Source organism: Paracoccus suum (assembly GCF_003324675.1).
Taxonomy (GTDB): domain Bacteria; phylum Pseudomonadota; class Alphaproteobacteria; order Rhodobacterales; family Rhodobacteraceae; genus Paracoccus; species Paracoccus suum.
In genome coordinates, this window is record NZ_CP030918.1 from 2,858,997 (window position 1) to 2,884,203 (window position 25,207).

Here is a 25,207-nt window from a genome sequence, read left to right on the forward strand (position 1 = left end):
ACGGCGCGCAGACGCGCGTTATTCAGTCACCTTCATTTCCTTGACCATCAGCTTGGCATCGACCCGCGGCTTCCAGTCGAGCCGCTCGGACATGCCGTAGATGTCGTTCAGGTTGAACAGCGGCACCGTGTAATTCAGGTCGCGGCCCATCTTCTGAACCTGCTCGTAAAGGCCCTGGCGCTTGGCGACGTCCGTTTCGGACCGGGCGGCATCGATCATCGCCGCCATCTCGGCATTCGAGTTGGACGAGGCCTTGCCGTCCTTGTGGTAGATGTAGCTCATCTCGCGGTCGGCATCGAGCAACTCATTCGAGTTGGCGATGAAGATCGCGTCGGGGCGCGGGCCGTCGCCCATCAGGCTGTCGAGGTATTGCGAGAACTCCTGGATTTCCGTCTGCACCGCCAGGCCGGTCTCGCCCCAGTAGGCGGCGACCGCCTCGATCTGTTCGCGGTCCTTCAGCCAGCGGCCGGATTCGCCAACCAGCACCAGCGGCCTGCCCTCGGCGCCAGCCTCCTTGATCAGGGCGCGTGCACGCTCGGGGTCGTAGGCATAGGGTTCGAGGTTCGCGTTATAGCCGAAGGCGGCAGGGTTCACATGGGTGCCCTTGGCGACGGTGGCGTAGCCCATGAACATGCCTTCGGCCATCGCGTTGCGGTCGATCGCAAGATTCAGCGCCTCGCGCACCTTGGGGTCCTTGGTTACTTCGTTGTCAGTCCCCAGCACGATGACCGAGGTCTCCAGCCCCGGGACGGCGGCAAACTTGGGCACGCTGGTCGTGAACTCGGGCAGCAGCGAGGTGATCAGGTCGAACTCGCCCGCGGTCAGTCCGGAAAGCCGGGTGCCCGGCTCGGGGACGAAGCGATAGGTCACTTCGGCGATCTGCGGCGCGCCGTCCCAGTAGTCGGCATTGGCGACCAGCTTGAGGTCAGTTCCGCGGTTCCAGCTGTCGAACTTGTAGGGACCCGTCCCGACCGGCGCACCGGCCAGATCGCCGCTGGTGGCATATCCGGGCGGAATGATCTTCATCCAGTACATGCGCGAGGGCAGGATCGGGTCCGGCCCCTTGGTCGTCACGTTCACCGTCAGATCGTCAACCTTGGTCGCGCCCTCGATGGTCTCGAGATAGGCGATCTGCTCGGACTTGTTCGCCGGATCGATGATCCGCGCGACCGAGGCAACTACCGCGTCGGCGTTGAACGGCTCACCGTTGTGGAATTTGACCCCGTCGCGCAATTTGAACTGCCAGGTCGTGGCATCGACCTGGGTGGGTGCCGCCGCCGCAAGGCCGGGGACCAACTCGCCCGTCGGCGTCCGCGCCATCAGCGTCTCGTAGATGTTGTCGTTCACCGCACGCTCGCCGCCATCGTCGCGCAGTTGCGGGTCCAGCGTCGACGGCTCGGAGCCGATGGCAATCACAATCGGCTGCGCCCAGACCGGCGCAGCCAGAACGGTACCGAGGAGGAGGCCGGCAACTGCACGCTTGACGGGGCGAAGGACGCTCATGTCTGAATCCCTGTTCTTATCTCTAGATTTGAATGTGAATATGACGTAACGGCAGTCTCAACTGAAATGCCGCCCCGGGTAAAGCACGCCGTGCGCGAAATGGCAGAATTGAAGCGCCCATCTTTTTGCGCCTGTCTGCGCCGCGCCGCCCCTTTGGGGACAGGCGGAATCCGGGTGCCAGCGTATGCGCAAGCACCCCTTTGGCGGAGAGAACATGACTGATCCCGGGACGTTCACCCATTTTCTTCGCCCCGAAGCCGCCGGACTGCCGACGCCGCATGTCGAGATCGACGAGCAGGGATTGATGCGCAACCTGGGCCATATGCAGGCCCGGGCCGAGGCCGCCGGCCTGGCGCTCCGTCCCCATATCAAGACCCACAAGTGCCTTGCCATCGCGCGTCGCCAGCTGGATCTCGGCGCGGTGGGCGTGACCGCCTCGAAGCCGGCCGAGGCGCTCGTCTTTGTCGAGGCGGGGGTGCCTTCGCTGACGCTCGCCTATCCGGTCGTGCGGCCGGAATCGATCACGGAGTTGGTCCGCGCGGCCACCCTTCGCGGCACCGAGTTGCGCCTGATCGTGGCGCATCAGGCCGGGGTCGAGGCCATTGGCAACGCAGCCGCAGCGCAGGGCGTGCGGCTGCCGGTGTTCCTCAAAGTCGACGTCGGTCTCGGCCGGGTCGGCGTCAAGCCGCAGGACGAGGCCGCGATTCGGCTAGCTGCTGAGGTCGATCGCCGCCCCCACCTGACCTTTCTGGGCCTGCTCTCCCACGCGGGTCATTCCTATGGCAGCAAGAGCCTGGCGGAACTGGCGTCCATCGCCGAGGCCGAGGCGGCGGCGCTCTGCGAGCTGGCAGGCCGGCTGCGGCAAGCGGGCATCGAGGTACCGGAGATTTCCGTCGGTGCGACGCCCACATGCCTCGGTGCACCAATCCCGAGGGGCGTGACCGAAATCCGGCCCGGCAACTACGCCTTTCTGGATCGCACTGCGCTACGGCTGGACATCTGCGCGCCTGACGATCTGGCGCTCGCCGTCATCGCGACGGTCGTTGCCCATAACGACAAACATTTCATCGTCGACGCGGGCTCGAAATCCCTGTCGTCGGACCTCGGCGCGCATGGCTCTGGCGGCAGCGGCTTCGGGCTCGCCGTCAGCATGGACGGCACCGGCCGCGCGTGGGAGGTCGAGCGGCTGTCGGAGGAGCATGGCTTTGTCCGGTTTTCGGATACCGCACCCGACATCGGCAGCCGCGTGCGTATTTTCCCGAACCATTCCTGCGCGGTCATGGCTCAGTTCGACAGCGTCAACCTGCGCCAAGCGGACGGCAGGACCGTGGTCCTGCGCGTCGACGCGCGGGGGCGCCAGACCTGACGGAGGCCTGGGATCCCGCCGTAAGCCAAGTTCAATCCTGCAAAAAGGCCCAAGATGAAAACGGAAGTTGAGTGGGCGCGCATGACCGCCCCCGATCTGCGCGCGATCGCCGGTAACGCTGGGGCGCTCGCGATCCTGCCCATCGGCTCGCTGGAACAGCACGGCCCGCACCTGCCGGTCAGCACCGATACGGCGAGCGCGTCGGCCGCCGCCCTCCGTGCCGCGCGGCTGGTGTCGGCCGACACGCCCGTCGCCGTCCTGCCCGGCCTGTGGCTGGGGATGAGCGAGCATCACCTGCCTTTCGGCGGCACGATCACACTCGACTATGACACGCTGAGCCGGGTGATCCGCTGCATCGTCCGCTCGCTGAGGGCGCTGGGCTTTGCGCGGCTGCTGATCGTCAACGGCCACGGCGGCAATATGGAGCCGCTGGCCGTCGCCGTGCGTGAGTTGGCGGTCGAATTCGCCATGCCCATCGTCGCCACGACGCCCTGGATGCTGGCCCCCGACCAGGTGCGCGAGATCCTCGATGTCGATACTGGCGTGCACCACGCATGCGAGGGCGAGGCCTCGGTGATGCTCGCCGCCATGGGCGATGCGGTCAAGACCGGCTTGTTCGGCCAGGCCTTCGGCAATCAGGACCATCCGGTCGACGTGCCCGCGGATGTCTCGCGGTTTTATTCCTTCGCCGAGCGCGCGCCGGTCACCGGCACCTGGGGGGACCCGCGCAGCGCCACCGCCGAAAAGGGCGAGCGCTTCCTCGACCTGCACGCCGATCTGCTGGCGCAGCTGATCCGCAACGATGTCCTGTGGACCACCCCCGACCCGGTCTGGGCCCCCGGCCGCGGCCAGGGAACGACCGCAGGCAGGGCCGACTAGCCTGCCTGCCGCCTCTTACTAACGACCCTCACCCTCATTGGAGTTCTCCATGGTCCTGAAGTTCCCGCGCCGCCGCGCGAGCCTGTTGCCCCTCTGCGCTGCGGCGCTGATGTCCAGCGTTGCGTTTGCCCCTGCGATGGCGAAAACGCTGGTCTACTGCTCGGAAAGCTCGCCCGAGGGGTTTGACGCGGCGCTCTATACCTCCAACAGCACTTGGGACGCGTCGTCCGAAACCATCTACGACCGCCTGATGGAGTTCGAGCCCGGCACCACCAATGTCATTCCCGGGCTGGCGGAAAGCTGGACCATTTCCGACGACGGTCAGGAATACACGCTGAAGCTGCGCCAGGGCGTGAAGTTCCACACCACTGATGATTTCACGCCGACGCGCGATTTCAACGCCGACGATGTCCTCTTCAGCTTCAATCGCCAGCTGGACACCAAGGATCCGTGGAACACCTATGTCCCGGCCGCGACATGGGAGATGTTCAACGGCATCGAAATGGGCTCGATCATCAAGGAGATCGTCAAGGTCGACGACTACACGGTCAAGTTCGTTCTGAACCAGCCCGATGCGTCGCTGCCCTCGAAGCTGGCGCTGAATTTCGGCTCGATCGTGTCCAAGGAATATGCCGACGCGCTGGACGCCGCGGGCCACCGCGAGAACCTGGATCGCAAGCCGGTCGGCACCGGCCCGTTCCGCTTTGTCGACTACCAGATCGATAGCGCCGTTCGCTTTGCCGCGAACCCTGACTATTGGGCCGGCGCGCCCAAAATCGACAACCTGATCTTTGCCATCGCGACCGACGCCACCACCCGCATGCAGAAGCTGCAGGCCGGCGAATGCCAGGTCGCGGCCTACCCGGCCCCTGCCGACGTTCCCTCGCTGAAAGCCAACCCCGATCTGACCGTGATGGAGGAGCCCGGCCTCAACATCGCCTACCTCGCCTTCAACTCGGGCATGCCGCCGTTTGACAAGGTCGAGGTGCGCCGCGCCATCAACATGGCGATCGACCGCCAAGCGATCGTCGATGCGGTCTATCAGGGCCAGGGCCAGGTGGCCAAAAGCGTCCTGCCGCCGACCATGTGGGGTTATAACGCTTCGGTCCCCGGCTATCCGCACGACGTTGAAACGGCCAAGAAGTTGCTGGACGAGGCAGGCGTCAAGGACCTGAAGATGAAGGTCTGGGCGATGCCGGTCAGCCGTCCCTACATGCCGAACGCGCGCCGCGCGGCCGAACTGATCCAGTCCGACCTGGAAAAGGTCGGCATCACCGCCGAGATCGTCTCGTACGAATGGGGCGAGTATCTGAAGAAGGCGCGCGATCCGAACCGCGATGGCGCGGTCATCCTGGGCGGGACCAGCGATAACGGCGATCCGGACAACTCGCTCAGCTTCTTCTTCGGATGCTCCGCGGTCGGCGGAGGCAACACCTCGAACTGGTGCTACGAGCCGCTGAACGAGTTGCTGCAGAAGGCCCGCGTCAGTTCGGACCGCGCCGAGCGCACCAAGCTGTACGAGGAAGCGCAGCTGATTATCAGCGACCAGGCGCCTTGGGTTCCCCTGGCCCATTCGACGGTCGTTCTGCCGCTGTCCAAGAAGGTCAAGAACTACGTCATGGACCCCTTGGGCGCGCACCGTTTCGACACCGTCGATATCGAGGAGTGACCTCGAAGGACTGAGACTTGAAGCGCCGGCGTTCGCGCCGGCGCTTTTTCATGGCTAGTCCCGTGCTGTCTTGAGTCGCTCGTGGACGGAGTTAATGCCGCCTCCGATCAGACTCCGTTGAGTTCAGCGGTTATGGATTGGCTGTCCAGTCGTGCCACGTGGGCAACTGATGCTTGCCGCCCGAGTGACCCGCCCTTCCGCCCAGATCACGCGCTCGCGCGCTGCGCCGCCGTGCCTGTCGGGGGCGCCCTGAACCCGGCCGAGATGAACCGGGTCAACTCGTCAATGACAATCTCATCATTGTCGGTATCGCACAGCCCGCCTGACAGTCGCTTGAGGCGCATGGCGTTGGGGTCGGAATCGGTCAGCACCTGCATTGTCGCGCCCAGCGCGAAATTGTAGCGCCAGAAGATCTCGTCTCGCGGCACATGCGGCAAGGCCCTGCTGAACGCGTCGATGAACCGATGCACGACGGGATCGACGCCCTCGACGAAAACGCGCACCGTCTCCTCGCGCGGGCGAGCGCGCGCCTGCAGGATCATGCGGATCAGCGAACGGCCGCCCGACGGGTCGCGGCTCAGCCGGACCATCGGCCGGACCAGCGCCTCGACGATGGCCTCCAGCGTCGGCCCCTCCGGCCCGCTCTGCTGGCAGGCCAGGTCGAGCAGCTTGAGGCGGGCGGCGACATAGGGGACCATCCGCACCTCGAGGACGGTGCGAAGCAACTCGTCTTTCGAGCCGAAATAATAGTTCACAGCAGCTATATTGACGCCCGCCTTGTCGGTGATGGCGCGCAGGGTCGCCAGCTCGAACCCCTCGGCGGCGAACACCTCCAGCGCGGCGCTAATGATCCGCGAGCGCGGATCGGCCCGCTCTGCGGTCATCGGGGCGACCGCGTCGTCCTGAGAGATTGCGGCCTCGGCGCCGTCGTCAATGCGTTCCATATCGCTGCATAACATCGACGTTGACAGGCGGGAAGCGTTCTGCGCTGAATATCAATCAGGCAATTGAAGTGGCCGTTTCAGGCGGTCGGCGGCCACTCCAGCGACGTCCCATCCATTCGACAGCGCCAAAGGAGACATGCATGCGCAAGCTAACCGGCTCTTTCGTTGCGATGGTCACCCCGTTCAACAAGGACGGGTCCGTCGATTTCGAGGCCTTCAGGTCCCTGCTGTCCTTTCAGCGCGAACACGGCACCGGGGCGATCCTGATCATGGGCTCGACGGGCGAAAGCTCGATGCTCTCGCCCGACGAGAAAAAGGAAATCATCCGCCAGACGGCCAAGATGAAGACCGACGACATGCCGATCTTTTACGGCTGCACCGGCAACAACACCGAATCGACCATCGAGGCGGTGCGCTTTGCCAAGGACAACGGCGCCGACGGCGCGATCCTTGCCGCCCCCGCCTACATCTGCGCCCCCGAGGCGGATATCGAGGGCTTCTTCCTCGACGTTGCGGACGCGACCGACCTGCCGCTGGGCATTTACAACAACCCCCCGCGCGTCAAGAGCGACCTGCACTGGGACAACCTGCTGCGCATCTTCAAGCACCCGAACTATGTGATCCACAAGGAATCGACCGCTCGCGTCGGCCAGGTGGCTCAAGTGCTGGCTGGCCGCCCGGACGTGTCGGTGATGTGCTGCGACAGCCCCAACCTCGGTCTCGTGGTTCCGACGATGAGTCTTGGCGGCCACGGCACTGCCAACATGACCGGCAACCTCGCCCCGGCCGAGATGGCCGTGATCTCGCGCCCATGGACGAGCTATGGCGAGGCCGAGGGGTTCAAGGACGGCTATCTGAACCTGCTGCCCTTGCTGCACTTCACCTATTCCGCGATCAACCCGGTTGCGGTGAAGTCGCTGATGAAGGCCGTCGGCTTCCCGGTGGGCGAACTGCGCAAGCCCTTGCGCCCGCTCGATCCTCAGGCGCTGGCCAAAGGCGTCGCGATCTTCAAGGACCTCGGCCTCGATCGCAAATACGGTCTGAAGCCGGTGGCGATCTCCGACGTGGCCGCCTGAGGGGGCCGCGCGTGGATCTGGGGATCAAGGGGCGCTCGGCGCTGATGTTCGGGGCGAGCCGCGGCATGGGCCGCGCCTTCGCCGAGGCGCTGGTGGCGGAGGGCGTGAACGTCACCATCGCCGGCCGCACGGCCGCGACGCTGGACGAGGCCGCGAGCCTGCTGCGCGGACTGAACGGCGGCGGGGTTCAGACGGTGGTCGCTGACATGACCACGGCCGAGGGACGGCAGGCGGCGCTGGCCGCCTGCCCCGAGCCCGACATCCTGCTGAACAACGGCGACGGTGAGCCCCCCGGCGATTTCCGCGAATGGGACCGCGACGACTGGATCCGCGCCCTCGACAAGATGATGTTGTCCCCGATCGAGATGATGCGCGCGACCGTCGACGGCATGATGGACCGGGGCTTTGGCAGGATCATCAACATCGTCTCGCGCAGCGTGAAGATCCCGCAGGGAGAGCTGGGGTTGTCGAACGGCGCGCGCTCGGGTCTCGTCGGCTTCACGGGCGGCCTCGCGCGTCAGACCATCGCCCGCAATGTCACCATCAACAACATCCTGCCGGGCATCATCGCCTCGGACGCGCAGCGCGACCACGTGTGCAAGCTCGCCGAAACGACCGGCCGTCCCTTTGACGACATCTGGGCCGAACGCTCGGCCGAGAATCCCGCCGGGCGCTACGGCGAGCCTGCCGAGATCGGCGCATATGCCGCATTTCTTTGCTCGGTCCATGCTGGCTTCGTCACGGGCCAGAACCTGCTGATCGACGGGGGACAGTATCCGGGCACGTTCTGACCGGGGGGTCGAACTTTTCCGACAGGGAGGCGGGCAAGCAATCTGCCCGCCCCACAACAAGACCAAAAATCAGTGGAGGAACCCAATGAAGAAGCATCTTATCGCACTGGCGGCCGCGGGCCTGCTGGCAGGACCGGCTATCGCCCATGCTGAGGGCTTTCCCGACCGCCCGATCACCATCGTCGTGCCGTTCCCGCCGGGCGGCTCGGTCGACAGCGTCGCGCGGCTGGTCGCGGACGAGCTTGCCAAATCGACCGGCAAGACGGTCGTGGTCGACAACAAGGCCGGCGGCGCTGGCGGGGTGGTAGGCACGACCGCGGTCGCCAATGCGAAACCCGACGGCTACACCCTGATCCTCGACGCCTCGATCCATGTCGTGACGCCGCTGCTGAACAAGAACGTGCCGTATGACGTAAAGACCGACTTCACCAATATCGGCATGGTCGCCGCCGGCCCGCTGCTCGTCTCGACGCCGACCAACACCCCGGCCAACACGCTGGCCGAGTTCTTTGAGGCCTACAAGGCGGATCCCACCAAGTACAATATTGCCACCAGCGGCTACGGCTCGGCCGGGCACCTGGCGGTGGAATACCTGATCCGCTCGGCTGGCGTCGATGCGCAAGTCGTCGCCTACAAGGGCGCGGGGCCCGCGCTCAACGATCTGATCGGCGGCCAGGTGCAGTTGATGGCCGACCCCATGGCCTCGTCGCTGCCGCATGTGAAGGGCGGCAAGCTGAAGGCGCTGGCGGTGACCAGCCTCGAGCGCTCGCCCCTGGCGCCTGACGTTCCGACGGTCGGCGAGAGTGGGATGGAGCCGTTCGAGATGCTGTCCTGGTACGGCCTCTGGGCGCCCAAGGACCTCGACCCCGAGGCCGCCGCCTATCTGACGAAAGCGGTCGAGACGGTCGTCAAGTCCGACAGCTACAAGACCCGGATCGAGGCCATGGGCTTTGAGCCGGTCTACAAGTCGCCGGACGAGCTGAAGACCTACATCAGCGACGAAATGGCGAAGTACGAAAAGATCATCAAAGACGCCAATATCAAGGTCAACTGAATTGGCAGACCTGCGTAAATTCGCGCAGGGGTCGTTCGCCTACCGCCGGGAGGGAGAGCTTGCCCTCCCGGCGAGTCCGCTCGTCTCCACCCACTGGGGGATCTATCGGGCGGCGATGCGGGATGGCCGGCCAACCGGGCTGATCCCCTTCGAGCGCGACCCGGCGCCATCGCCGATCGGGCTGGACCTCATGGCTGACCGGCTGTCGCCGGCGCGGATCACCCGGCCGCATATCAGTCGCGCCTATCTGCAAAAACGGCAGGGCAGCATCCGTGGGGCCGAGCCCTTTGTACCAGTCGACTGGGACACGGCGCTCGATCTGGTCGCCGAGGAAATCACCGCCGTCCGGGCCGAGTTCGGCAACGGCGCGATCTTCGGCGGCTCTTACGGCTGGTCGAGCGCGGGGCGGTTCCATCACGCACAGAGCCAGGTCCACCGCTTTCTGAACTGCGCCGGCGGCTACGTGCGGTCGGTCCAGAATTACAGCTTTGCTGCGGGCGACGTCGTGGTGCCCCATGTTGTCGGCACGACTCGCGGGCTGGTGACGGGGCACACGCCCTGGACCCTCCTCGCCGGCAGCACCGAGCTGATGGTGATGTTCGGCGGCATCCCGCTGCGTAACACCCAGGTCAATGCCGGCGGCGTGGGCCGCCATGCCGCGCCCGAAGGACTGCTGGAATGTCGGCGCGCGGGCGCCAGCTTCGTCAACATCTCGCCCATCCGCGATGACGCCGCCGAGGAACTGGGCGCCGAATGGCTGGCCCTGCGGCCCAACACGGACGTGGCGCTGATGCTAGGCATCGCCGAGGTGCTGATCGCCGAGGGTCGCTACGACAGCGATTTCCTCGACCGCTACACGGTCGGGTTCGAACGGTTCAAGGCCTATGTGACCGGTGCCGAGGATGGCGTGCGCAAGGACCCCGAATGGGCCGCAGCCATCACGCAGATCCCCGCCGCGCGCATCCGTGCCCTGGCGCTGGAGATGTCGCAAAAGCGCACCTTCATCGCGATGAACTGGGCGCTGCAACGCGCACAATACGGCGAGCAGCCCTATTGGATGGCGATCACGCTGGCAGCGATGCTGGGCGGGATCGGCCAGCCCGGCGGCGGCTTTGGCTTCGGCTACGGCTCGGCCGGGGGCATCGGCAATGTCCCGGGGCCGATCAAGTGGCCCTCGCTGCCGCAGGGCACGAATCCGGTCCGGGCGTTCATTCCCGTGGCCCGCATCGCCGACATGCTGCTGAACCCCGGCGGCACGGTCGAATATGACGGGCAGGCCCTCACCTATCCCGACATTCGCCTGATCTACTGGGCGGGCGGCAACCCGTTCCACCACCATCAGGACCTGAACCGCCTGCGACGCGCCTGGCAGCGGCCGCGCACCGTGGTGGTGCAGGAAAGCTGGTGGACCGCGACCGCGCGGCATGCAGACATCGTCTTGCCGGCGACGACCTTTTTCGAGCGCAACGATCTGGCATGTTCCAGTCGCGACAACTTTGTCAGCGCCTCGCACAAGCTCTTCGACGCGCCCGGCGAGGCGCTGGACGATTACGAGATCCTCGGCCGCCTTTCGGCGCGGCTGGGGTTCGAGGACGCTTTCACCGAAGGCCGGTCCGAGGGGGACTGGCTGCGCTGGCTCTATCGCATCATCGAGGAGGGCGCGGCCGCCATCGGCCAGCCCCTGCCCCCCTTCGACGAATTCTGGGCCTCTGGCTATGCCGAGCTGACGCCCACCGTCGCGTCCGAGGCCTATCTTGAACGGTTCCGGACCGACCCGGTCGCCAACCGCCTTGGCACCCCATCCGGCCTGATCGAGATCGGCTCCGAGGCAGTCCGCTCCTTCGGATATGACGACTGCCCCGGACGGCCCAACTGGCGCCCGCCGCTGGAATGGCTGGGCGCCCCGCTTGCCGCGCAGTACCCGCTGCACCTCATGTCAAACCAGCCTGCGCGCCGGCTGCACAGCCAGTGGGACCACGCCCGCTATTCGCGGGAGAGCAAGCCCGGCGGGCGCGAGCCGGTGCGGATGCACCCGGATGACGCCGCGGCGCGGGGTATCGCCCAGGGCGACGTGGTGCGGGTGTTTAACGGCCGGGGCAGCCTTCTCGCCTCGGCCGACCTCAGCGATGCGCTGCGCCCGCAAGTCGTCCAGATGGCCACGGGCGCCTGGTTCGATCCGTCGGACCCGCAGGAAATCGGCGGCCTGGAGCGGCACGGCAACCCGAACGTCCTGACGCCGGACATCGGCACCTCGCGCCTGGCGCAGGGCCCCAGCCCCAATTCCTGCCTCGTGCAGATCGAGAAATTTGTCGGCCCCGTGCCGCCGGTCAGGGCATTCGAGCCGCCCCAGGTGGTCAGCATCAGTGAAAGAGAGGGACGCGCGCGATGATCAGGGAACGTTGGAAATCCTCGGATGCCATCACCGGCATCCTGTTCTGCCTCATCAGCATCGGCTTCATGATCGGCGGAAGGAACTTGCCGCTGGGGACCGCATCGCGCATGGGCGCGGGCTGGTTTCCCATGGCGGTGGCCGGCTGCATGCTGCTGGTCGGCGTGATCATCCTCGTTCGGGCCTCGCTGGAAACGCTGCCCGCGCCGACCGCATTCGTCTGGCGCCCGATCGTGCTGATCGCCGCAGCGCTGGTAGTCTTTGCCCTGACGCTGGAGCGATTGGGCCTCGTCTTTGCCGTGCCGCTGTCGGTCATGGTGTCGGCCTATGCGCACCCGCCCGTCGCCGTGCGGCGGATGCTGGTCTATGCGCTTCTCCTCGGGATCGCGTGCAGCATTGTGTTTGTGAAATGGCTGGGTCTGCAGGTGCCGATCGTCGGCGCCTGGCTCGAGCCGTTCCTCGGGCGTTGGTGAGGGCGGATGGAACTTTTCGATCAACTCATGCTCGGCCTCGGCCACGCGCTGCTGCCGGTCAACATGCTGTGGTGCTTTGTCGGCGTGCTGCTGGGAACGCTCGTCGGCGTGCTGCCCGGCCTCGGCCCGTCGGCCACCATCGCCATCCTGCTGCCATTCACCTTCGGCCTCGCGCCGGTGACAGCGGTGATCATGCTGGCCGGCATCTACTACGGCGCCCAATATGGCTCCTCGACTACGGCCATCCTGATCAACCTGCCGGGCGAGGCGTCATCGGTCGTCACCGCAATCGACGGCTATCGAATGGCGCGAAAAGGTCGCGCCGGGCCCGCCCTCTTCGCGGCCGCCATCGGCTCGTTCGTGGCCGGCACCGTCGCAACCCTGCTGATCGCCCTCTTTGCGCCCTCGCTGGCCGAGGTCGGCCTGATGTTCGGCCCCGCCGAGTATTTCTCGCTGATGGTGCTGGGGCTTGTGACCTCGATCGTGCTCGCGCACGGCTCGCTGCTGAAGGCGGTGGGCATGGTCCTGCTGGGGGTCCTGCTGGGCCTCGTCGGGCAGGACGTGCAGACCGCCGAGCCGCGCTTTACGATGGGCTTTCTTGAATTGGCGAGCGGGGTCAGCTTTGTCGTCGCGGCCATGGGCCTCTTCGGCATAGGCGAGATTGCCCGCGACCTGGAACACCCCGCCCGCCGGGCCGTACTGACAACCGCGGTCGGCGGCCTGATCCCCGGCCGGGACGATCTGCGACGCATCGTCGCCCCGATCCTGCGCGGGACGGCTATCGGCTCGGTGCTGGGAATCCTGCCCGGCGGCGGCGCGCTGCTGTCGTCCTTTGCCGCCTACTCGATCGAGAAAAAGGTCTCGAAACCGCCAGAGGGCTTTGGCAACGGCGCGATCGAGGGCGTGGCGGCGCCAGAGAGCGCCAACAACGCCGGCTCGCAGACCTCTTTCATTCCCATGCTGACGCTCGGCATCCCGTCGAACGCGGTCATGGCGCTGATGATTGGTGCGCTGATTGTGCAGGGCGTGACGCCCGGCCCGTTGCTGGCGACCGAGCATCCCGACATCTTCTGGGGCGTGATCGCCTCGATGTGGGTCGGCAACGTCATGCTGATCGTGCTGAACCTTCCGCTGATCGGGATGTGGGTCAAGCTGCTCAGCATGCCGTTCAAGTATCTCTACCCGGCGATCCTGATCTTCTGCGCGCTGGGCACCTATACCCTGTCGGCGACTCTCTTCGACGTCTGGCTGCTGATGGGCTTTGGCGTGATGGGATACGTATTCCTCAAGCTCGATTGCGAACCCGCGCCGCTGATCATGGGCCTCATCCTCGGCCCCCTCATGGAAGAGAACTTCCGCCGCGCCATGTTCCTGTCGCGGGGCGAGTTCAGCACCTTCGTCACGCGCCCGATCTCGCTGGGGCTGTTGGTGTTCGCCGCGCTCGCGTTGGCGGCGGTGCTGCTGCCCGTATTCGGGCGCATCCGTGAACAGGCATTCGAGGAATGACATGACCCGACGCATCGTTGTCATCGGCGCCGGAATCGTCGGTGTCAGCACGGCCATCGAACTGCTGCGCGACGGCCATGACGTCACCATCGTCGAGCCGGAAGCGCCGGGCGGCCAGCAGGCCGCGAGCTTTGGCAACGGTGCGTGGATCAGCCCGTCCTCGGTCGTGCCGATGTCGATGCCCGGCCTTTGGCGCAAGGTGCCGGGGTTCCTCAGCGATCCGTTGGGCCCGCTGACGATCCGCTGGACGCAGTTGCCCCATCTGGCGGACTGGCTGGCCCGGTTCGTGCGGGCAGGCTCGACCGTCCCGCGGGTCGAGCGCACGGCCCGCGCACTATCGGCGCTGCTGTGCGATGCCCCGGCCCGCCACGCAAGGCTGTCGGCCGAGGCCGGGGATCCGGACTGGGTGCGGAACGAAGGGCTGCTCTATGTCTATCCCGACCGCGCCGCGTTCGAGGCCGAGGCCCTCGCCTGGCGACTGCGCCGTGAAAATGGCGTCGAGTGGGTCGAACTGGACCGGGGCGAGTTGCATGACCTCGAGCCAACGATTGGCCCACGATACACCTTCGGCGCCTTCGTGCGCGCCGGGGCGCATTGCATCGACCCGGGCGGCTACGTCGCCGCCCTGGCGCGCCATGCCGCCGAGCGTGGCGCGCGGCTCGTCCCGGCCCGGGCAACGGGCTTTGCGCAGGACGGCGGCCAACTGAAGGCGGTGCGGGTCGAGGGCGGCCCCGACATTCCTTGCGAGCGTGCGGTGATCGCGGCCGGAATCAACTCGCGCGCCCTCGCCCGCAAGGCCGGGGACCACATCCCGATGGTCAGCGAGCGCGGCTATCATGTCGAGGTGACGAACCCCACGGTCCGGCCGCGCATCCCCTCGATGCCAAGCGACGGCAAGATGGGCAACACGCTGACGCGGACCGGACTGCGCGCCTCGGGCCAGGTCGAGTTGACTCGGCTGGGGGCGCCCCCGAACTGGAAACGGGCCGATATCCTGCTGGAGAACCTCGCCAAGACCTTCCCGGGCCTCGCGATCGACCCCGAGTCGGTCACGCGGTGGATGGGCAACCGCCCTTCGACGCCCGATGGCCTTCCGGTGATCGGCACTTCGTCGAAAGCGCCGGGGGTCATCTATGCCTTCGGCCATGGCCACGTCGGCCTCGCCAGCGGACCCAAGACCGGGGCTTTGGTGGCGGATGTCGTCGCCGGGCGCATGCCCCAGGTGCCATTGGAACCTTATTCCCCCACGAGGTTCTGAGCGGTCCCTAGGGGACCCGCCGCCATCCGGCCGCAAACCAGCGCCCCGACCTGCCGTGGCCGGGAGGACGCCCAAAGTTTACCGAGCTTCCATCCCCGCCAGGCGCGAGGCCTGAGGCCGCAGGTCAGCACAGATCGCTGGCGCCGCGATGTCGCGATTGCAGCGGGTCGAGGCCGATAGTGCGCCGACGGCCTATCCCTGACTGAATGGTGGCCGGGCCTAGCCTGCTGCTATGGAGAAAGTTGACTTGCGTCGCGGCCACCGAGCGCCGCCGGCCTTCAGTCACCTCTGCCTGCCACACGAAATCCCTGCCTGTCACCGCCGCGTGATCTTCCTGCTGGACAACCACGGGCCGCAGAGACAATCTCGCGCCTGCAGCCAATAACTTACGGGAATCGTTCGGTCCCGCGGAGGTCTGATTGGAACTTCTGGACCCTCTGTTCGATCCCTCGGCCGCCTATATCTCGACCGGAACCCTGCCACCGACAGACCAGACCGCGCGGCTGGTCAGTGAAGCGCACGCCCGTTTCCGCGATTCGACCCTCGGTGAAAACTCGACCGTTTATCCGGCCCTCGCCCGGGTGCGGCGCGATCTTTTCGGCATCTGCTTTGCCGGGGCTGACGGGCGCATCTTCGCAGTCGGCGACGCCGAGCATGAATTCACCATCATGAGCGTCTCGAAGCCGTTCATCTTTGCCCTGATCTGCAACCTGATCGGCCCGACCGGCGCGCGTGAGCGGCTGGGCGTGAACGCCACCGGCCGCCCCTTCAACTCGCTCGCGGGGATCGAGCATAGCGGCGATGGCCGGACCAATCCGATGGTCAATGCCGGCGCCATCGCGGCGACCAGCCTGGTGCCGGGCGAGACGGAGGCGGAAAAGTGGCGGTTCATCCATGACGGCCTGTCGCGCTTTGCCGGCCGCAAGCTGCCGCTGAACAACGAGGTCTATGAATCCGCCACAGCTACCAATTTCCGCAACCGCAGCATCGCCTGGATGCTGGAGAGCAGCGGCGCGATCTATTGCGACCCGGCGCAGGCGGTGGACCTCTACACCCGGCAATGCTCGCTGAACGTCAGCGCGCGCGATCTTGCGGTGATGGGCGCAACCCTGGCCCACGGCGGCTTCAACCCGGTCACGCGCGAGCAGGTCGTCAAGCCCGACGTCTGCCACTACGCCTTGGCGGTCATGCTGACGGCGGGGCTCTACGAGACATCCGGCGACTGGCTCTACGAGGTGGGCCTGCCCGGCAAGAGCGGGATCGGCGGCGGCATCGTCACCGTCTCGCCCGGCAAGGGCGGCCTTGGCACCTTTGCGCCGCCGCTCGACGCGGCGGGCAACTCGGTCAAGGGGCAACTCGCAACGCAATTCCTGTCGCAGCGGCTGGGGCTCGACCTGCTGATGTCCTCGCCGGACTGACAAGGGACAAGACGGCGCGCATAGCCTGGCGGGCGCGTGCCAAGAATAGGAGCGGTTCAATGGTGGTGGCGGCAGCATCCGCGGTGCAGGGCGGGACAGAAGAGCGAAATTCGTGGGTTCCGCTGATCGCGATCGCGTTCGGACAGGCGATCATGTCCTTCAACGTGGCCTCCCTGCCCGTGTCGATGGGCGGAATGGTGGCCAGCTTCGGCGTGCCCCCGACGACGGTGGCTACGGGGATCGTCGCCTATTCCATGATCGTCGCGGGCTTCGTGATGCTGGGCGCGAAACTGGTCCAGCGTTTCGGCGCGCTGCGCGTCTTTCGCATCGCGGTCATCCTGTTTGCCCTGTCGCAAGTCATGATGACCCTCAGCCCGAATGCCACGGTGATGATCTGCGCGCAGGGCCTGTGCGGCGCGGCGGCCGCGCTGATCGTGCCCGCCTTGGTCGCGCTGGTGGCCGAGAATTACCACGGCACCCAGCAGGCGACCGCCCTCGGCTCGCTCGGTTCGGCCCGGGCGGGGGCGGGCGTTCTGGCCTTTCTGATCGGCGGCATGCTGGGCACCTATATCGGCTGGCGGCCCGTCTTCGGGTTGCTGGCGCTGGTCTCGGGCCTGGTCTTTTTCCTCAGCTTCCGGCTGCGCCCGGACCAGGGTCGGCCGGACGTACGAATCGACATCGTTGGCGTGGTGCTGGCGGCGGCCGGGATCCTGCTGATCAGCTTTGGCTTCAACAACCTCGGCGGCTGGGGCCTTGCGCTGGCGCGGCCGGACGCGCCCTTCAACCTTCTCGGCCTGTCCCCTGCGCCAGTGATGATCGTGCTGGGCGTCGTGCTGGGACAGGGCTTCTTTTTGTGGACCCGCCGGCAGGAGGCCGCGGGCCGCACGCCGCTGATGGCTTTGGAGCTGCTCGACTCGCGCGAGGAGCGCGCCGCGGTCTAGGCGATGTTCACCGTTGTCGCGCTTGAGGCGGCCCTGAACTTCACCGTGCCACTGTATATCCAGATCGTGCAGGGCCGCTCGCCACTCGCCACCGCCGTCGCCATGCTGCCATTCAACCTGACGGTCTTTTTCGCCGCGATGTTCGTGGTGCGGTTCTACGCCCGCTTCACCCCGCGCCAGATCGGCCGCGCGGGATTTATCCTGTGCGCGGCGGCGCTGCTGTGGCTGGCCTTCGTGGTCCGCAACGACTGGAGCGCGGTGCCGGTCCTGTTCGGGCTGATCATGTTCGGCATCGGCCAGGGCGCACTGGTGACGCTGCTGTTCAACGTCCTCGTCACCGCCTCGCCGAAGGAACTGGCGGGGGATGTCGGCTCGCTGCGCGGCACGGCGAACAACCTGGCGGCGGCGGTGGGAACGGCCGTGGCCGGCGCCCTGCTGGTCGGCCTGCTCAGCATGTCGGTCATGCGCCAGCTGTCCGCCAACCCGACCCTTCCCATCGAGGTCCAGTCCCAGGTCGACCTCGAAAGCATCACCTTTGTCAGCAACGACCACTTGGCCGAGGTGATCGCGGCCACCACCGCAACGCCCGAGCAAAAGGCCGAGGCGCTGCGGATCAACACCGAATCCCGGCTGCTCGCCCTCAAGATCGGCTTCCTGATCATGGCCGGGCTGGCGCTGATCGCCATCATCCCGGCGGGCGGCCTGCCGAGCTATCGCCCTGGCGAGATCCCCGATAACTGAGCCGTCGGCAGCAGTCCCCGCCGGCCTTTAGACCCAGCAACCGCCACGGTTGCTGGGTTTTTCTTTGCGGATTCCGGGCGGACGCCCCCGGCAAAGCATCGGCGCCACCGCTTCAGATTTAATCGTGACGTCATCCGGCCGTCACCAAACTGTCGCCCGTCCGCCCTTAGTGAGTGCCAACGCCGCGAGCGCGAAGCCCTGAGGATACGATGCGGATCGAAGCCGTCCGGCTGACGAAGATTTTTGGCACCGCCCGCGCGGTCGATGATGCGAACTTTGTCATCTCGCAGCCCGCCATGATCGGCGTGATCGGAAGTTCGGGCGCGGGGAAATCCACCCTGCTGCGGATCATCAACCGCCTTGGCGAAGCTACGGCCGGGCAGTTGCTCGTCGATGGCCAGGACGTACTGGCCCTGCGCGGCCGCGCCAAGCGCCGCTGGCAGGCCGATTGCGCGATGATCTTTCAGCAGTTCAACCTCGTGCCCCGGCTGGACGTCGTGCAGAACGTATTGCACGGGCTGCTGGCCCGCCGCGGCACCGTCTCGACCCTGTTCAACCTCTGGCCCGCGGCAGACATCGACCGGGCCGTCGCGATCCTCGACCGGCTGGGCATTGCCGAGCAGGCCACCAAGCGCGCCGAGGCCCTGTCCGGCGGCCAGCAACAGCGCGTCGCTATTGCGCGCGCGCTGATGCAGGACCCCCGCATCATCCTCGCGGACGAGCCGATCGCCAGCCTCGACCCGATGAACGCCCAACTGGTGATGGACAGCCTGCGCGCGATTCACGACCAGGATGGCCGCACCGTCATCGCCAACCTGCACACGCTCGATACGGCGCGGCGCTACTGCGACCGGATCATCGGCATGCGCAAGGGGCGGATCGTCTTTGACGGCGTGCCCGCCCAGCTGACCACCTCTGTCGCGCGCGAGATTTACGGCGCCGACGCCAGCTTTTCCGAAGCCGCCACCTCGACCTCGATCGAGCAGGCGCCGGTGCCGTCGGACGACACCTATGCGGCGCAATTGCTGGCCGACTGACCTTTCCGATCCCCTCCAAGGAGCATGAAGATGATGAAGCAGACAACGACGACGCTGGCCTTGTTAGCCCTGACCTCGGCCTTGGCCGCGCCCTCCTTCGCGCAGGAGATCACCGGCTTCAATATCGGCGTTCTGGGCGGCGAGAACGCGCAGGACCGGATGACCTCGAACGAATGCCTGCGCAAATATGCCGAAGAAACGCTGGGCGTTCCGGTCAAGCTGTTCACGCCCGCCGACTATGACGGCGTGATCCAGGGCCTGCTGGGCGGCTCGCTCGACGCCGCGATCCTGGGTGCGTCGGGCTACGCCAAGACCTACTTGACCGATCCCGAGGCGGTCGAGCCGGTGCTGGTCAAGACCAACCTTGACGGCTCGTCGACCTACCACTCGATCGGTTTTGCCCGCAAGGACAGCGGCTTCACCAAGCTCGAGGATGCCAAGGGCAAGGTCCTGGGCTTCGGCGATCCCAACTCGACCTCGGGCTATCTGGTCCCGGCGGTCGAACTGCCCAAGGCCGGCATGTCGGTCAAGCCCGGCGAGTTCTTCAAGGACGTCAAGTTCACCGGCGGCCATGAACAGACCATCGTCGCGGTCAAGAACGGCGACGTCGATGCCGGCGTGACCTGGGCCGACGGCCTTGGCGACTGGGAAGACGGCTATAATTCGGGCGCGCTGCGCAAGGCGGTCGACGCCGGCCTGGTCGACATGAACGACATGGTTGAACTGTGGAAGTCCTCGCCCATTCCGGAAGGCCCCTGGGTCGTCCGCAAGAAACTGCCCGAGGACGCCAAGACCAAGTTCGTCGCGCTGGTCGCGGGCCTGATCGAAAAGGACAAGGACTGCGCCTACGGTGTGGCCGGGGGCGAGACGGCTGGTTTCAAGCCAGTCACGCATGACGCCTACGAGACCATTATCGAGGTGCGTCGCCTCGAGGAAGCCGGCGGCGCCTGACGCCCTCCGGCCAGAGGCGCGGGGCGGGCGGACAATGCCCGCTCCGTCGCCCCTGCCCACTTTCTTCTTGCCAGCCCGAGGCCCGAATGCCGGACAGTGTCCACCAGATTGCCCGCGGTTATCGCACGCTCGCCGCGCGGCGGCGCAGCTATTCCACGGTGCTCTGGGCCGTGTTTGCGGCCCTGATGATCGCCGGCTTCCGGCTGGCAGACGCGCGCAACGCCGGCGGGTTCTGGACCGGCCTGCCCCATGTCCTCGACTTTCCGGCCGAACTCGTCTCCGAGGCCGCGGCCAAGGCCAGCAAGCTGCCCGGCCTGTTCCTCTCGTACCTGCCGGCGCTGCTTGAGACGATCAACATCGCTGCCGTCGCCACCATCATCGGCACATTCGCAGGCGGCGTGTTGGCGCTGCTGTCCACGCGCGGCCTCGCCCCATGGCCGGCCCTACGTCCCGTCATCCGCCGCATCATGGACATCACCCGCGCCATGCCCGAGATCGTGATTGCGCTGGTGCTGATCTTCGTCCTTGGCGGCGGCCCGGTTCCGGCAACTCTCGCCATCGCATTCCACAGCGCGGGCGCCTTGGGAAAGCTGTTCTCCGAGGTGGCCGAAAACGCCAGCCTGAAGCCGGTCGAGGGACTGGAGTCGGTCGGGGCAAACTGGTCGCAGCGGGTGTGGCTGGCGGTAATCCCGCAGGTGGCGCCGAACTGGCTGAGCTACGCCGCACTGCGGTTCGAGATCAACATTCGCGCAAGCGCGATCCTTGGGTTCGTCGGCGCCGGCGGCATCGGCTACGAACTGCGCAACGCCATCTCATGGGGCCAGGGCCGTTATGACGCGGCGGCGGCCGTATTCATCCTGCTGTTCGCCACCATCGTTCTGTTCGACCAGCTCAGCTCTACCGCACGCGATCGGTTGGTCCGCGGGCGCGCCGCAGTCACGGGGCGCATCTGATGGCCGCCCTTGACGCCGCGGGGTTGCAAGGCCCCACCTTCGCGGCCCGCCGGGCAATTGCGCGCCAGCGGCGCCTGTCGTTGGCGTTCCCTGCCCTGCTGCTCGGCTACCTGGTCTATGCCGCGATCAGCTTTGATCTGGCCGGCATCGCGCAGCGCGCACGCTGGGACAATGGCGCGGTGCTTATGCAGGACTTCTGGTCTTACAAGACCCACGTGACCCGCCAGAACCGCGGAGAGGGACGGATCGAGGTTGCCATCGAAGGCATGCGCAACGCGACCTTCCGCCCCGAGGCCGAGCCGGATTGGATTGCCCCCCGGCCCGATGGCGGCCGCGAGATCTCCCTGCCGCGCGGCAATCACGTCACCATTGCCGGCGATGGCGCAGTGCGGCTGATGGTCGATGACCGCAGCTTCGACATAATCCCGACCGGGGATGGCATCGAGGCCGATATCCCCGACCCGCCGGCGTGGATGAACCTGTCAGACAAACGCCTGACCGCCGATCTGCCGGGGGCGCGGGTGACGCTGACCCGGTCGAAATCCGAGATCTTTCGCCGCCAGCCCGGCTGGGAATTGTTCTTCTTCGATCTTCAAAGCCCCTTCTATGGGCAATCGCTGCCGCAACTGCTGGGGCTCGCGTTCAGCGGCGACGAATTGCGGCCCGGGACGCCCAACATTCAGGCGATGGCACAGGATTTCTGGCGCAACAGCGTCTGGCATCACGGCGAGGTCGCCGGCGCGATGTTCGAGACGCTGCTGATGGCGTTCCTGGGCACAATGGGCGCGGGCCTTGTTTCGCTACCGCTGGCCTTTGTCGCTGCGTCGAACTTTACCCCGGCGCCCTGGCTGCGGCAGGTCGTCCGGCGCAGCCTTGACTTCCTGCGCGGAGTCGATGCGCTGATCTGGACCATCGTGCTGTCGCGCGCCTTTGGCCCTGGCCCGCTGACCGGCAGCCTCGCGATCCTGATGACGGACACCGGCTCGTTCGGAAAGCTGTTCTCGGAGGCGCTGGAGAATATCGACGAAAAGCCGGTCGAGGGGCTGCGCTCGACCGGCGCCGGCGCGCTCGCCCGCGCGCGCTGGGCGGTCATGCCGCAAGTCAACCCGGTGATCCTGTCACAACTGCTCTATTACCTCGAATCTAACACGCGCAGCGCGACGATCATCGGCGCGATCACCGGCGGCGGGATTGGCCTTCTGCTGGTGCAGGCGATCCAGACCCAAAAGGACTGGGAGCATGTCGCCTATTACATCCTGCTGATCGTCCTGCTGGTGATGGTCATGGACTGGCTGTCCGGGCGTATTCGCGCAAGGCTGATCGGAGAGCGCGCTTAGGTTTTCGTCCGCCTCGGCTGCGCGGCCATCGGGCTAACGGGCGCGCAACACCCCGCCCCGCAACCACGCGCGTTTGCAGGCGCTCGCGCTCCGTGCGGCTGGGCTGTCCTACGAAACCCGCTCCACCTGCCGGCGCACCTCGTCGGCCAGCGGATGCAGGCGCTCGGCGTTTACGGCACCCACGAGGCTGTAGCCCATGCCGCCGGTCGCCCAACTCCACCCCGCCACGCCGTTCCGGGCATGGGGCGCCATCAGCTTGTCTTGGTCGACGCTCATCGGCCGGGTCAGCATGACCAGCCGCGTACCGCGGTCGTCGTCATACATCAGCATCAAACCCGCACCGTGGGGCGTTGGCACGATCCGCCCACCCATCAGTCTATAGCCGGAGGCAGCGAGGTCCGGGATCGCCGGCGCGCGCGGCAGGTGCGCGCCGGCCCATGCGACCAATGCCGGCAGGCCATCGGCACGCATCTCGACCGGCTGGATGCGGTCGGGGGAGTAGACGGCAAAGCTGTCGGCCGCCTCCTGCGCGATCGCCTCGACGCCCTCGGGCGAAGCATGGCCGTGCAGGGACCAGCCGCCGAACCCGCCCAACGCGACCAGCGCCAGCGCGGCCGCGAGGTTGCGCCATAGCGCGGCCGCGCGACGCGGGGGGTCACGATATGCGCGAGGTTCAGGCGCGTCGGCAGCGGCTCGGCAGCGACCGGGTCCAGCGCCGCACGCAAGGCGTCGCGCTGGGCGTCATAGGCGCCGATACGAGCCGCCACGGCCGGGTGCGCACCAAGATAGCATGCCACCTCGGCCCGACGCGCCTCGTCCAACTGGCCGTCGACATAGGCGTGCAGTTCGTCGTCTGTGATCGGGCGGCTAGTCATGGCAGGCTCCGCAGATGGGGGCGCGGGCGGGCCTGCGGCGCACCGAGGCCACGTTCCTCGAGGATCACGCGCAGCCGCTCACGCCCGCGCGACAGGCGCGACATGACCGTGCCGACGGGCACGCCCAGAACTTGGGCCGCCTCGGCATAACTCATGTCCTCGACGGATATAAGCAGGACCGTGCTGCGCTGTTCCTCCGGCAACAGCGCCAGCGCGGCGAGGATGTCGCCACGCACCAGCCGGTCTTCCTGCGTGGCGCGGGTGGCGAGTGCCACCGCCGGCGCGTCTTCGATCGGCGCCGGGATGCCGCGCCGCACGCGTTGGCGCATCTGGTTCACGGCGACGTTGTGCAGGATGGTGAACACCCATGGCCGGGGGTTCCCGTCGCGGCGGCGATGCCAGTGGGCGACGACTCGCTCAAGGCAGTCCTGGACCGCGTCGTCGGCTGCCGCTGCATCGCGCAGCAGACCCCGCGCGTAGCGGCGCAGCGCCGGGATCATTGGCTGCACCTCGGCCATCAGATCGCTCATGGCGTGGCCGCCCCGGGGCGGCGCGGGCGCCGGTCGGGGCGGGCTGCGCGGGTCATTCGACCTGCGCCTGCACGATCTCGCCGGGGCCGTCTTCGCCCTGGCGCGCGATCACCAGATAGCGGCGCGCCTCGCCCGCGTCGGCTGCAACGATGTGGCGGATCGGGCCGAGGGCGTTCACCACAGCCGCGCCCGCCGGGTTCGACTTGAACTTCGCCAGCGGCTGCAACGGGCCAGAGCCATCGGCATTGGCCGACAGTGCCAGCACATAGGGCTGCTTCGGCTCCAGCCCGCCGACGCCGGCCTGAATGACCTGGAGCAGGCCCTGGTCGAACAGCGTTACGCTGGTGATCGTCTTTTCCTGATCACCCGGCGCGGCGAGGCGCAGGGTCGTCGCCGCCGTGGCATCGCCCAAGGGCTGCAGGTTCTCCGTCCCCGGGCCTTCGGTCACGGCATCCGGCACATAGACCAGCGCCTGCGGCGCCTGCCCGATCGGGACATTCGCAACGACCCGCTGCGCGGCGGTGTCGATGACCGCCAGATTGTCGTCATTCTCGAGCCCGACATAGACGCGAGTGCCATCGGCCGAGGGCCACAGCCCGTGCGGCAGGTTGCCGACCGGGATCGTCGCCACCTGCTCGAAGCTGGCGGTGTCGAAAACCTTTATTTGGTTCAGCACCCCCACGGTAACATAGGCCAGTTGGCCCTTGTCGGTGCGCGCGAAATTGACGTGGTTGGTCAGCGGGCCGGTGTCCATCGTCTTGATGACCTTGAAGGGCGGCTTGGCGTCGAACACCTGCACCTTGCCAACATCCTTCAGGGTCAGCCACACCTGCTTGCCGTCCGGCGTCGCGGCGATGTTCGGGCAGAACGGGCTTTCCTGTTTCACCTTGCCCACGATCTGATGGTCCTTGGTCGAGACGACGACCGTCTCGGGGTTGAAGGACGAGCAGATGTAGCTATAAGCCCCATCCCGCGAGAAGATCGTCATGCCCGGCCCGGCCGGCAGCTTGATCCGGGTCTTTTCCGCGAAGGTCGCGGCGTCGATGACAGCGACGTAATCCTCGCCGCGCACGGTGACCCAGACTTCGCTGCCGTCGGGCGTGTAGAACGCCTCGTGCGGCGAGCGGCCGAGGTAGGTCGTGTGCTTGACCGCATTGGTCGCGGTGTCGATGAAACTGACCGAGTTCGACCCGATCGAGACCGCCGCCAGGGTCTTGCCGTCCGGCGCGAACCCGAGGCCATGGACCAGCAGTTGCCCCTTGTAGAGCGGGCTGAGGCTGCTGGGCTGCGGATCGCCAAGACGGATCAGCCCCAGCAGCGTGTTGGTGGAGGGATCGGTGACCGAGATGGTGTTGGAAAACTGCTCGGCTGCATAGACACGGTCCTTGCTGCTGATCGGGCGGTCACCGCCATCCGCACTCCCGGGGGCCTGCCCGGCAAGCGCGCCCAGCGGGGTCAGCATGGTGCCAAGCAGGACAAGCGTCAGAACTCGGTTGGTCATGGCTGGTACATCCTC

Annotated in this window: 22 protein-coding genes; 17 read left to right on the top strand and 5 right to left on the bottom strand. The window is 66.7% G+C overall.

The annotated features are described in order from the left end of the window. Positions 1-18: 18 nt before the first annotated feature. Positions 19-1,503, bottom strand: a complete 1,485-nt coding sequence (locus DRW48_RS13955; RefSeq protein ID WP_114076959.1) for an ABC transporter substrate-binding protein — start codon at positions 1,501-1,503, stop codon at positions 19-21. A gap of 214 nt (positions 1,504-1,717) precedes the next feature. Between DRW48_RS13955 and DRW48_RS13960 the strand changes: the two genes are divergently transcribed. Genes DRW48_RS13960 through DRW48_RS13970 form a run of 3 tightly spaced genes read left to right on the top strand, consistent with a single transcriptional unit; the run spans position 1,718 to position 5,417 of the window. Next, the gene (locus DRW48_RS13960) at positions 1,718-2,869 is read left to right on the top strand and encodes an alanine racemase (RefSeq protein ID WP_114077587.1); all 1,152 of its coding nucleotides are present in this window, start codon (positions 1,718-1,720) and stop codon (positions 2,867-2,869) included. Between the two features lie 54 nt (positions 2,870-2,923). Continuing rightward, positions 2,924-3,748 carry a creatininase family protein gene (locus DRW48_RS13965; RefSeq protein WP_114076960.1) on the top strand — a complete coding sequence of 275 codons (825 nt, stop codon included), beginning with the start codon at positions 2,924-2,926 and terminating at the stop codon, positions 3,746-3,748. Positions 3,749-3,797: 49 nt separating this feature from the next. Continuing rightward, positions 3,798-5,417 carry an ABC transporter substrate-binding protein gene (locus tag DRW48_RS13970; RefSeq protein ID WP_277870783.1) on the top strand — a complete coding sequence of 540 codons (1,620 nt, stop codon included), beginning with the start codon at positions 3,798-3,800 and terminating at the stop codon, positions 5,415-5,417. 206 nt (positions 5,418-5,623) lie between these two features. On the opposite strand, the gene DRW48_RS13975 is transcribed toward DRW48_RS13970, so the two are convergent. Further along, entirely contained in the window at positions 5,624-6,361 is a 738-nt protein-coding gene (locus DRW48_RS13975; RefSeq protein WP_199286112.1) for a TetR/AcrR family transcriptional regulator, read from the bottom strand. Positions 6,362-6,501: 140 nt separating this feature from the next. On the opposite strand from DRW48_RS13975, the gene DRW48_RS13980 reads away from it, so the two are divergent. The 14 genes from DRW48_RS13980 to phnE (DRW48_RS14040) all read left to right on the top strand — a co-directional run bounded on the left by DRW48_RS13980 (position 6,502) and on the right by phnE (DRW48_RS14040) (position 22,286). After that, entirely contained in the window at positions 6,502-7,437 is a 936-nt protein-coding gene (locus DRW48_RS13980; protein WP_114076961.1) for a 4-hydroxy-tetrahydrodipicolinate synthase family protein, read from the top strand. 11 nt (positions 7,438-7,448) lie between these two features. After that, a complete protein-coding gene (locus tag DRW48_RS13985; protein WP_114076962.1) occupies positions 7,449-8,228 on the top strand; it encodes an SDR family oxidoreductase in 780 nt (259 codons plus the stop codon). A gap of 85 nt (positions 8,229-8,313) precedes the next feature. Further along, positions 8,314-9,282: a Bug family tripartite tricarboxylate transporter substrate binding protein gene (locus DRW48_RS13990; RefSeq protein ID WP_114076963.1), complete on the top strand. Its 969-nt coding sequence runs from the start codon at positions 8,314-8,316 to the stop codon at positions 9,280-9,282. A 1-nt stretch (position 9,283) separates the two neighbouring features. Next, a complete protein-coding gene (locus tag DRW48_RS13995) occupies positions 9,284-11,671 on the top strand; it encodes a molybdopterin-dependent oxidoreductase (RefSeq protein WP_241963285.1) in 2,388 nt (795 codons plus the stop codon). Continuing rightward, the gene (locus DRW48_RS14000) at positions 11,668-12,144 is read left to right on the top strand and encodes a tripartite tricarboxylate transporter TctB family protein (protein WP_114076965.1); all 477 of its coding nucleotides are present in this window, start codon (positions 11,668-11,670) and stop codon (positions 12,142-12,144) included. Before DRW48_RS13995 ends, DRW48_RS14000 begins: the two co-directional genes overlap by 4 nt. 6 nt (positions 12,145-12,150) lie before the next feature. Beyond that, complete coding sequence (locus tag DRW48_RS14005; protein ID WP_114076966.1) at positions 12,151-13,650, top strand: tripartite tricarboxylate transporter permease; 1,500 nt, start codon at positions 12,151-12,153, stop codon at positions 13,648-13,650. Position 13,651: 1 nt separating this feature from the next. Then, a complete protein-coding gene (locus tag DRW48_RS14010) occupies positions 13,652-14,908 on the top strand; it encodes an NAD(P)/FAD-dependent oxidoreductase (protein WP_114076967.1) in 1,257 nt (418 codons plus the stop codon). Between the two features lie 419 nt (positions 14,909-15,327). Beyond that, positions 15,328-16,326: a glutaminase A gene (gene glsA, locus DRW48_RS14015; RefSeq protein WP_114076968.1), complete on the top strand. Its 999-nt coding sequence runs from the start codon at positions 15,328-15,330 to the stop codon at positions 16,324-16,326. Positions 16,327-16,385: 59 nt separating this feature from the next. Beyond that, positions 16,386-17,267, top strand: coding sequence for an MFS transporter (locus DRW48_RS16160; protein ID WP_199286113.1), 882 nt, complete (start codon positions 16,386-16,388; stop codon positions 17,265-17,267). Positions 17,268-17,270: 3 nt separating this feature from the next. Continuing rightward, entirely contained in the window at positions 17,271-18,008 is a 738-nt protein-coding gene (locus DRW48_RS16165; protein WP_199286114.1) for an MFS transporter, read from the top strand. A gap of 209 nt (positions 18,009-18,217) precedes the next feature. After that, positions 18,218-19,045 (top strand): phosphonate ABC transporter ATP-binding protein, encoded by an 828-nt coding sequence (gene phnC, locus DRW48_RS14025; RefSeq protein ID WP_114076969.1) that lies wholly within the window; start codon positions 18,218-18,220, stop codon positions 19,043-19,045. A 30-nt stretch (positions 19,046-19,075) separates the two neighbouring features. After that, positions 19,076-19,996: a phosphonate ABC transporter substrate-binding protein gene (phnD, locus tag DRW48_RS14030; RefSeq protein ID WP_422385735.1), complete on the top strand. Its 921-nt coding sequence runs from the start codon at positions 19,076-19,078 to the stop codon at positions 19,994-19,996. Between the two features lie 86 nt (positions 19,997-20,082). Continuing rightward, on the top strand, positions 20,083-20,949 hold the full coding sequence (phnE, locus tag DRW48_RS14035) for a phosphonate ABC transporter, permease protein PhnE (RefSeq protein WP_114076970.1): 867 nt from the start codon (positions 20,083-20,085) through the stop codon (positions 20,947-20,949). Continuing rightward, entirely contained in the window at positions 20,949-22,286 is a 1,338-nt protein-coding gene (gene phnE, locus DRW48_RS14040; RefSeq protein WP_114076971.1) for a phosphonate ABC transporter, permease protein PhnE, read from the top strand. The genes phnE (DRW48_RS14035) and phnE (DRW48_RS14040) overlap by 1 nt, the downstream gene beginning before the upstream one ends. Before the next feature lie 108 nt (positions 22,287-22,394). Here the strand turns inward: phnE (DRW48_RS14040) and DRW48_RS16170 are convergent, their stop codons facing one another. The 3 genes from DRW48_RS16170 to DRW48_RS14055 form a co-directional block, all read right to left on the bottom strand. Next, entirely contained in the window at positions 22,395-22,880 is a 486-nt protein-coding gene (locus tag DRW48_RS16170) for an anti-sigma factor family protein (RefSeq protein ID WP_199286115.1), read from the bottom strand. Between the two features lie 277 nt (positions 22,881-23,157). Further along, a complete protein-coding gene (locus DRW48_RS14050) occupies positions 23,158-23,691 on the bottom strand; it encodes an RNA polymerase sigma factor (protein WP_114076972.1) in 534 nt (177 codons plus the stop codon). Between the two features lie 52 nt (positions 23,692-23,743). Next, complete coding sequence (locus DRW48_RS14055) at positions 23,744-25,192, bottom strand: YncE family protein (protein ID WP_114076973.1); 1,449 nt, start codon at positions 25,190-25,192, stop codon at positions 23,744-23,746. Between the last annotated feature and the right edge of the window lie 15 nt (positions 25,193-25,207).

Excerpts from the sequence above, each read along its gene's own strand:
- DRW48_RS13955 (WP_114076959.1), bottom strand. The coding sequence starts at position 1,503 with ATGAGCGTCCTTCGCCCCGTCAAGCGTGCAGTTGCCGGCCTCCTCCTC.
- DRW48_RS13960 (WP_114077587.1), top strand. The coding sequence starts at position 1,718 with ATGACTGATCCCGGGACGTTCACCCATTTTCTTCGCCCCGAAGCCGCC.
- DRW48_RS13965 (WP_114076960.1), top strand. The coding sequence starts at position 2,924 with ATGAAAACGGAAGTTGAGTGGGCGCGCATGACCGCCCCCGATCTGCGC.
- DRW48_RS13970 (WP_277870783.1), top strand. The coding sequence starts at position 3,798 with ATGGTCCTGAAGTTCCCGCGCCGCCGCGCGAGCCTGTTGCCCCTCTGC.
- DRW48_RS13975 (WP_199286112.1), bottom strand. The coding sequence starts at position 6,361 with ATGGAACGCATTGACGACGGCGCCGAGGCCGCAATCTCTCAGGACGAC.
- DRW48_RS13980 (WP_114076961.1), top strand. The coding sequence starts at position 6,502 with ATGCGCAAGCTAACCGGCTCTTTCGTTGCGATGGTCACCCCGTTCAAC.
- DRW48_RS13990 (WP_114076963.1), top strand. The coding sequence starts at position 8,314 with ATGAAGAAGCATCTTATCGCACTGGCGGCCGCGGGCCTGCTGGCAGGA.
- DRW48_RS14000 (WP_114076965.1), top strand. The coding sequence starts at position 11,668 with ATGATCAGGGAACGTTGGAAATCCTCGGATGCCATCACCGGCATCCTG.
- DRW48_RS14005 (WP_114076966.1), top strand. The coding sequence starts at position 12,151 with ATGGAACTTTTCGATCAACTCATGCTCGGCCTCGGCCACGCGCTGCTG.
- DRW48_RS14010 (WP_114076967.1), top strand. The coding sequence starts at position 13,652 with ATGACCCGACGCATCGTTGTCATCGGCGCCGGAATCGTCGGTGTCAGC.
- DRW48_RS16160 (WP_199286113.1), top strand. The coding sequence starts at position 16,386 with ATGGTGGTGGCGGCAGCATCCGCGGTGCAGGGCGGGACAGAAGAGCGA.
- DRW48_RS16165 (WP_199286114.1), top strand. The coding sequence starts at position 17,271 with ATGTTCACCGTTGTCGCGCTTGAGGCGGCCCTGAACTTCACCGTGCCA.
- phnC (WP_114076969.1), top strand. The coding sequence starts at position 18,218 with ATGCGGATCGAAGCCGTCCGGCTGACGAAGATTTTTGGCACCGCCCGC.
- phnD (WP_422385735.1), top strand. The coding sequence starts at position 19,076 with ATGATGAAGCAGACAACGACGACGCTGGCCTTGTTAGCCCTGACCTCG.
- phnE (WP_114076970.1), top strand. The coding sequence starts at position 20,083 with ATGCCGGACAGTGTCCACCAGATTGCCCGCGGTTATCGCACGCTCGCC.
- phnE (WP_114076971.1), top strand. The coding sequence starts at position 20,949 with ATGGCCGCCCTTGACGCCGCGGGGTTGCAAGGCCCCACCTTCGCGGCC.
- DRW48_RS14050 (WP_114076972.1), bottom strand. The coding sequence starts at position 23,691 with ATGAGCGATCTGATGGCCGAGGTGCAGCCAATGATCCCGGCGCTGCGC.
- DRW48_RS14055 (WP_114076973.1), bottom strand. The coding sequence starts at position 25,192 with ATGACCAACCGAGTTCTGACGCTTGTCCTGCTTGGCACCATGCTGACC.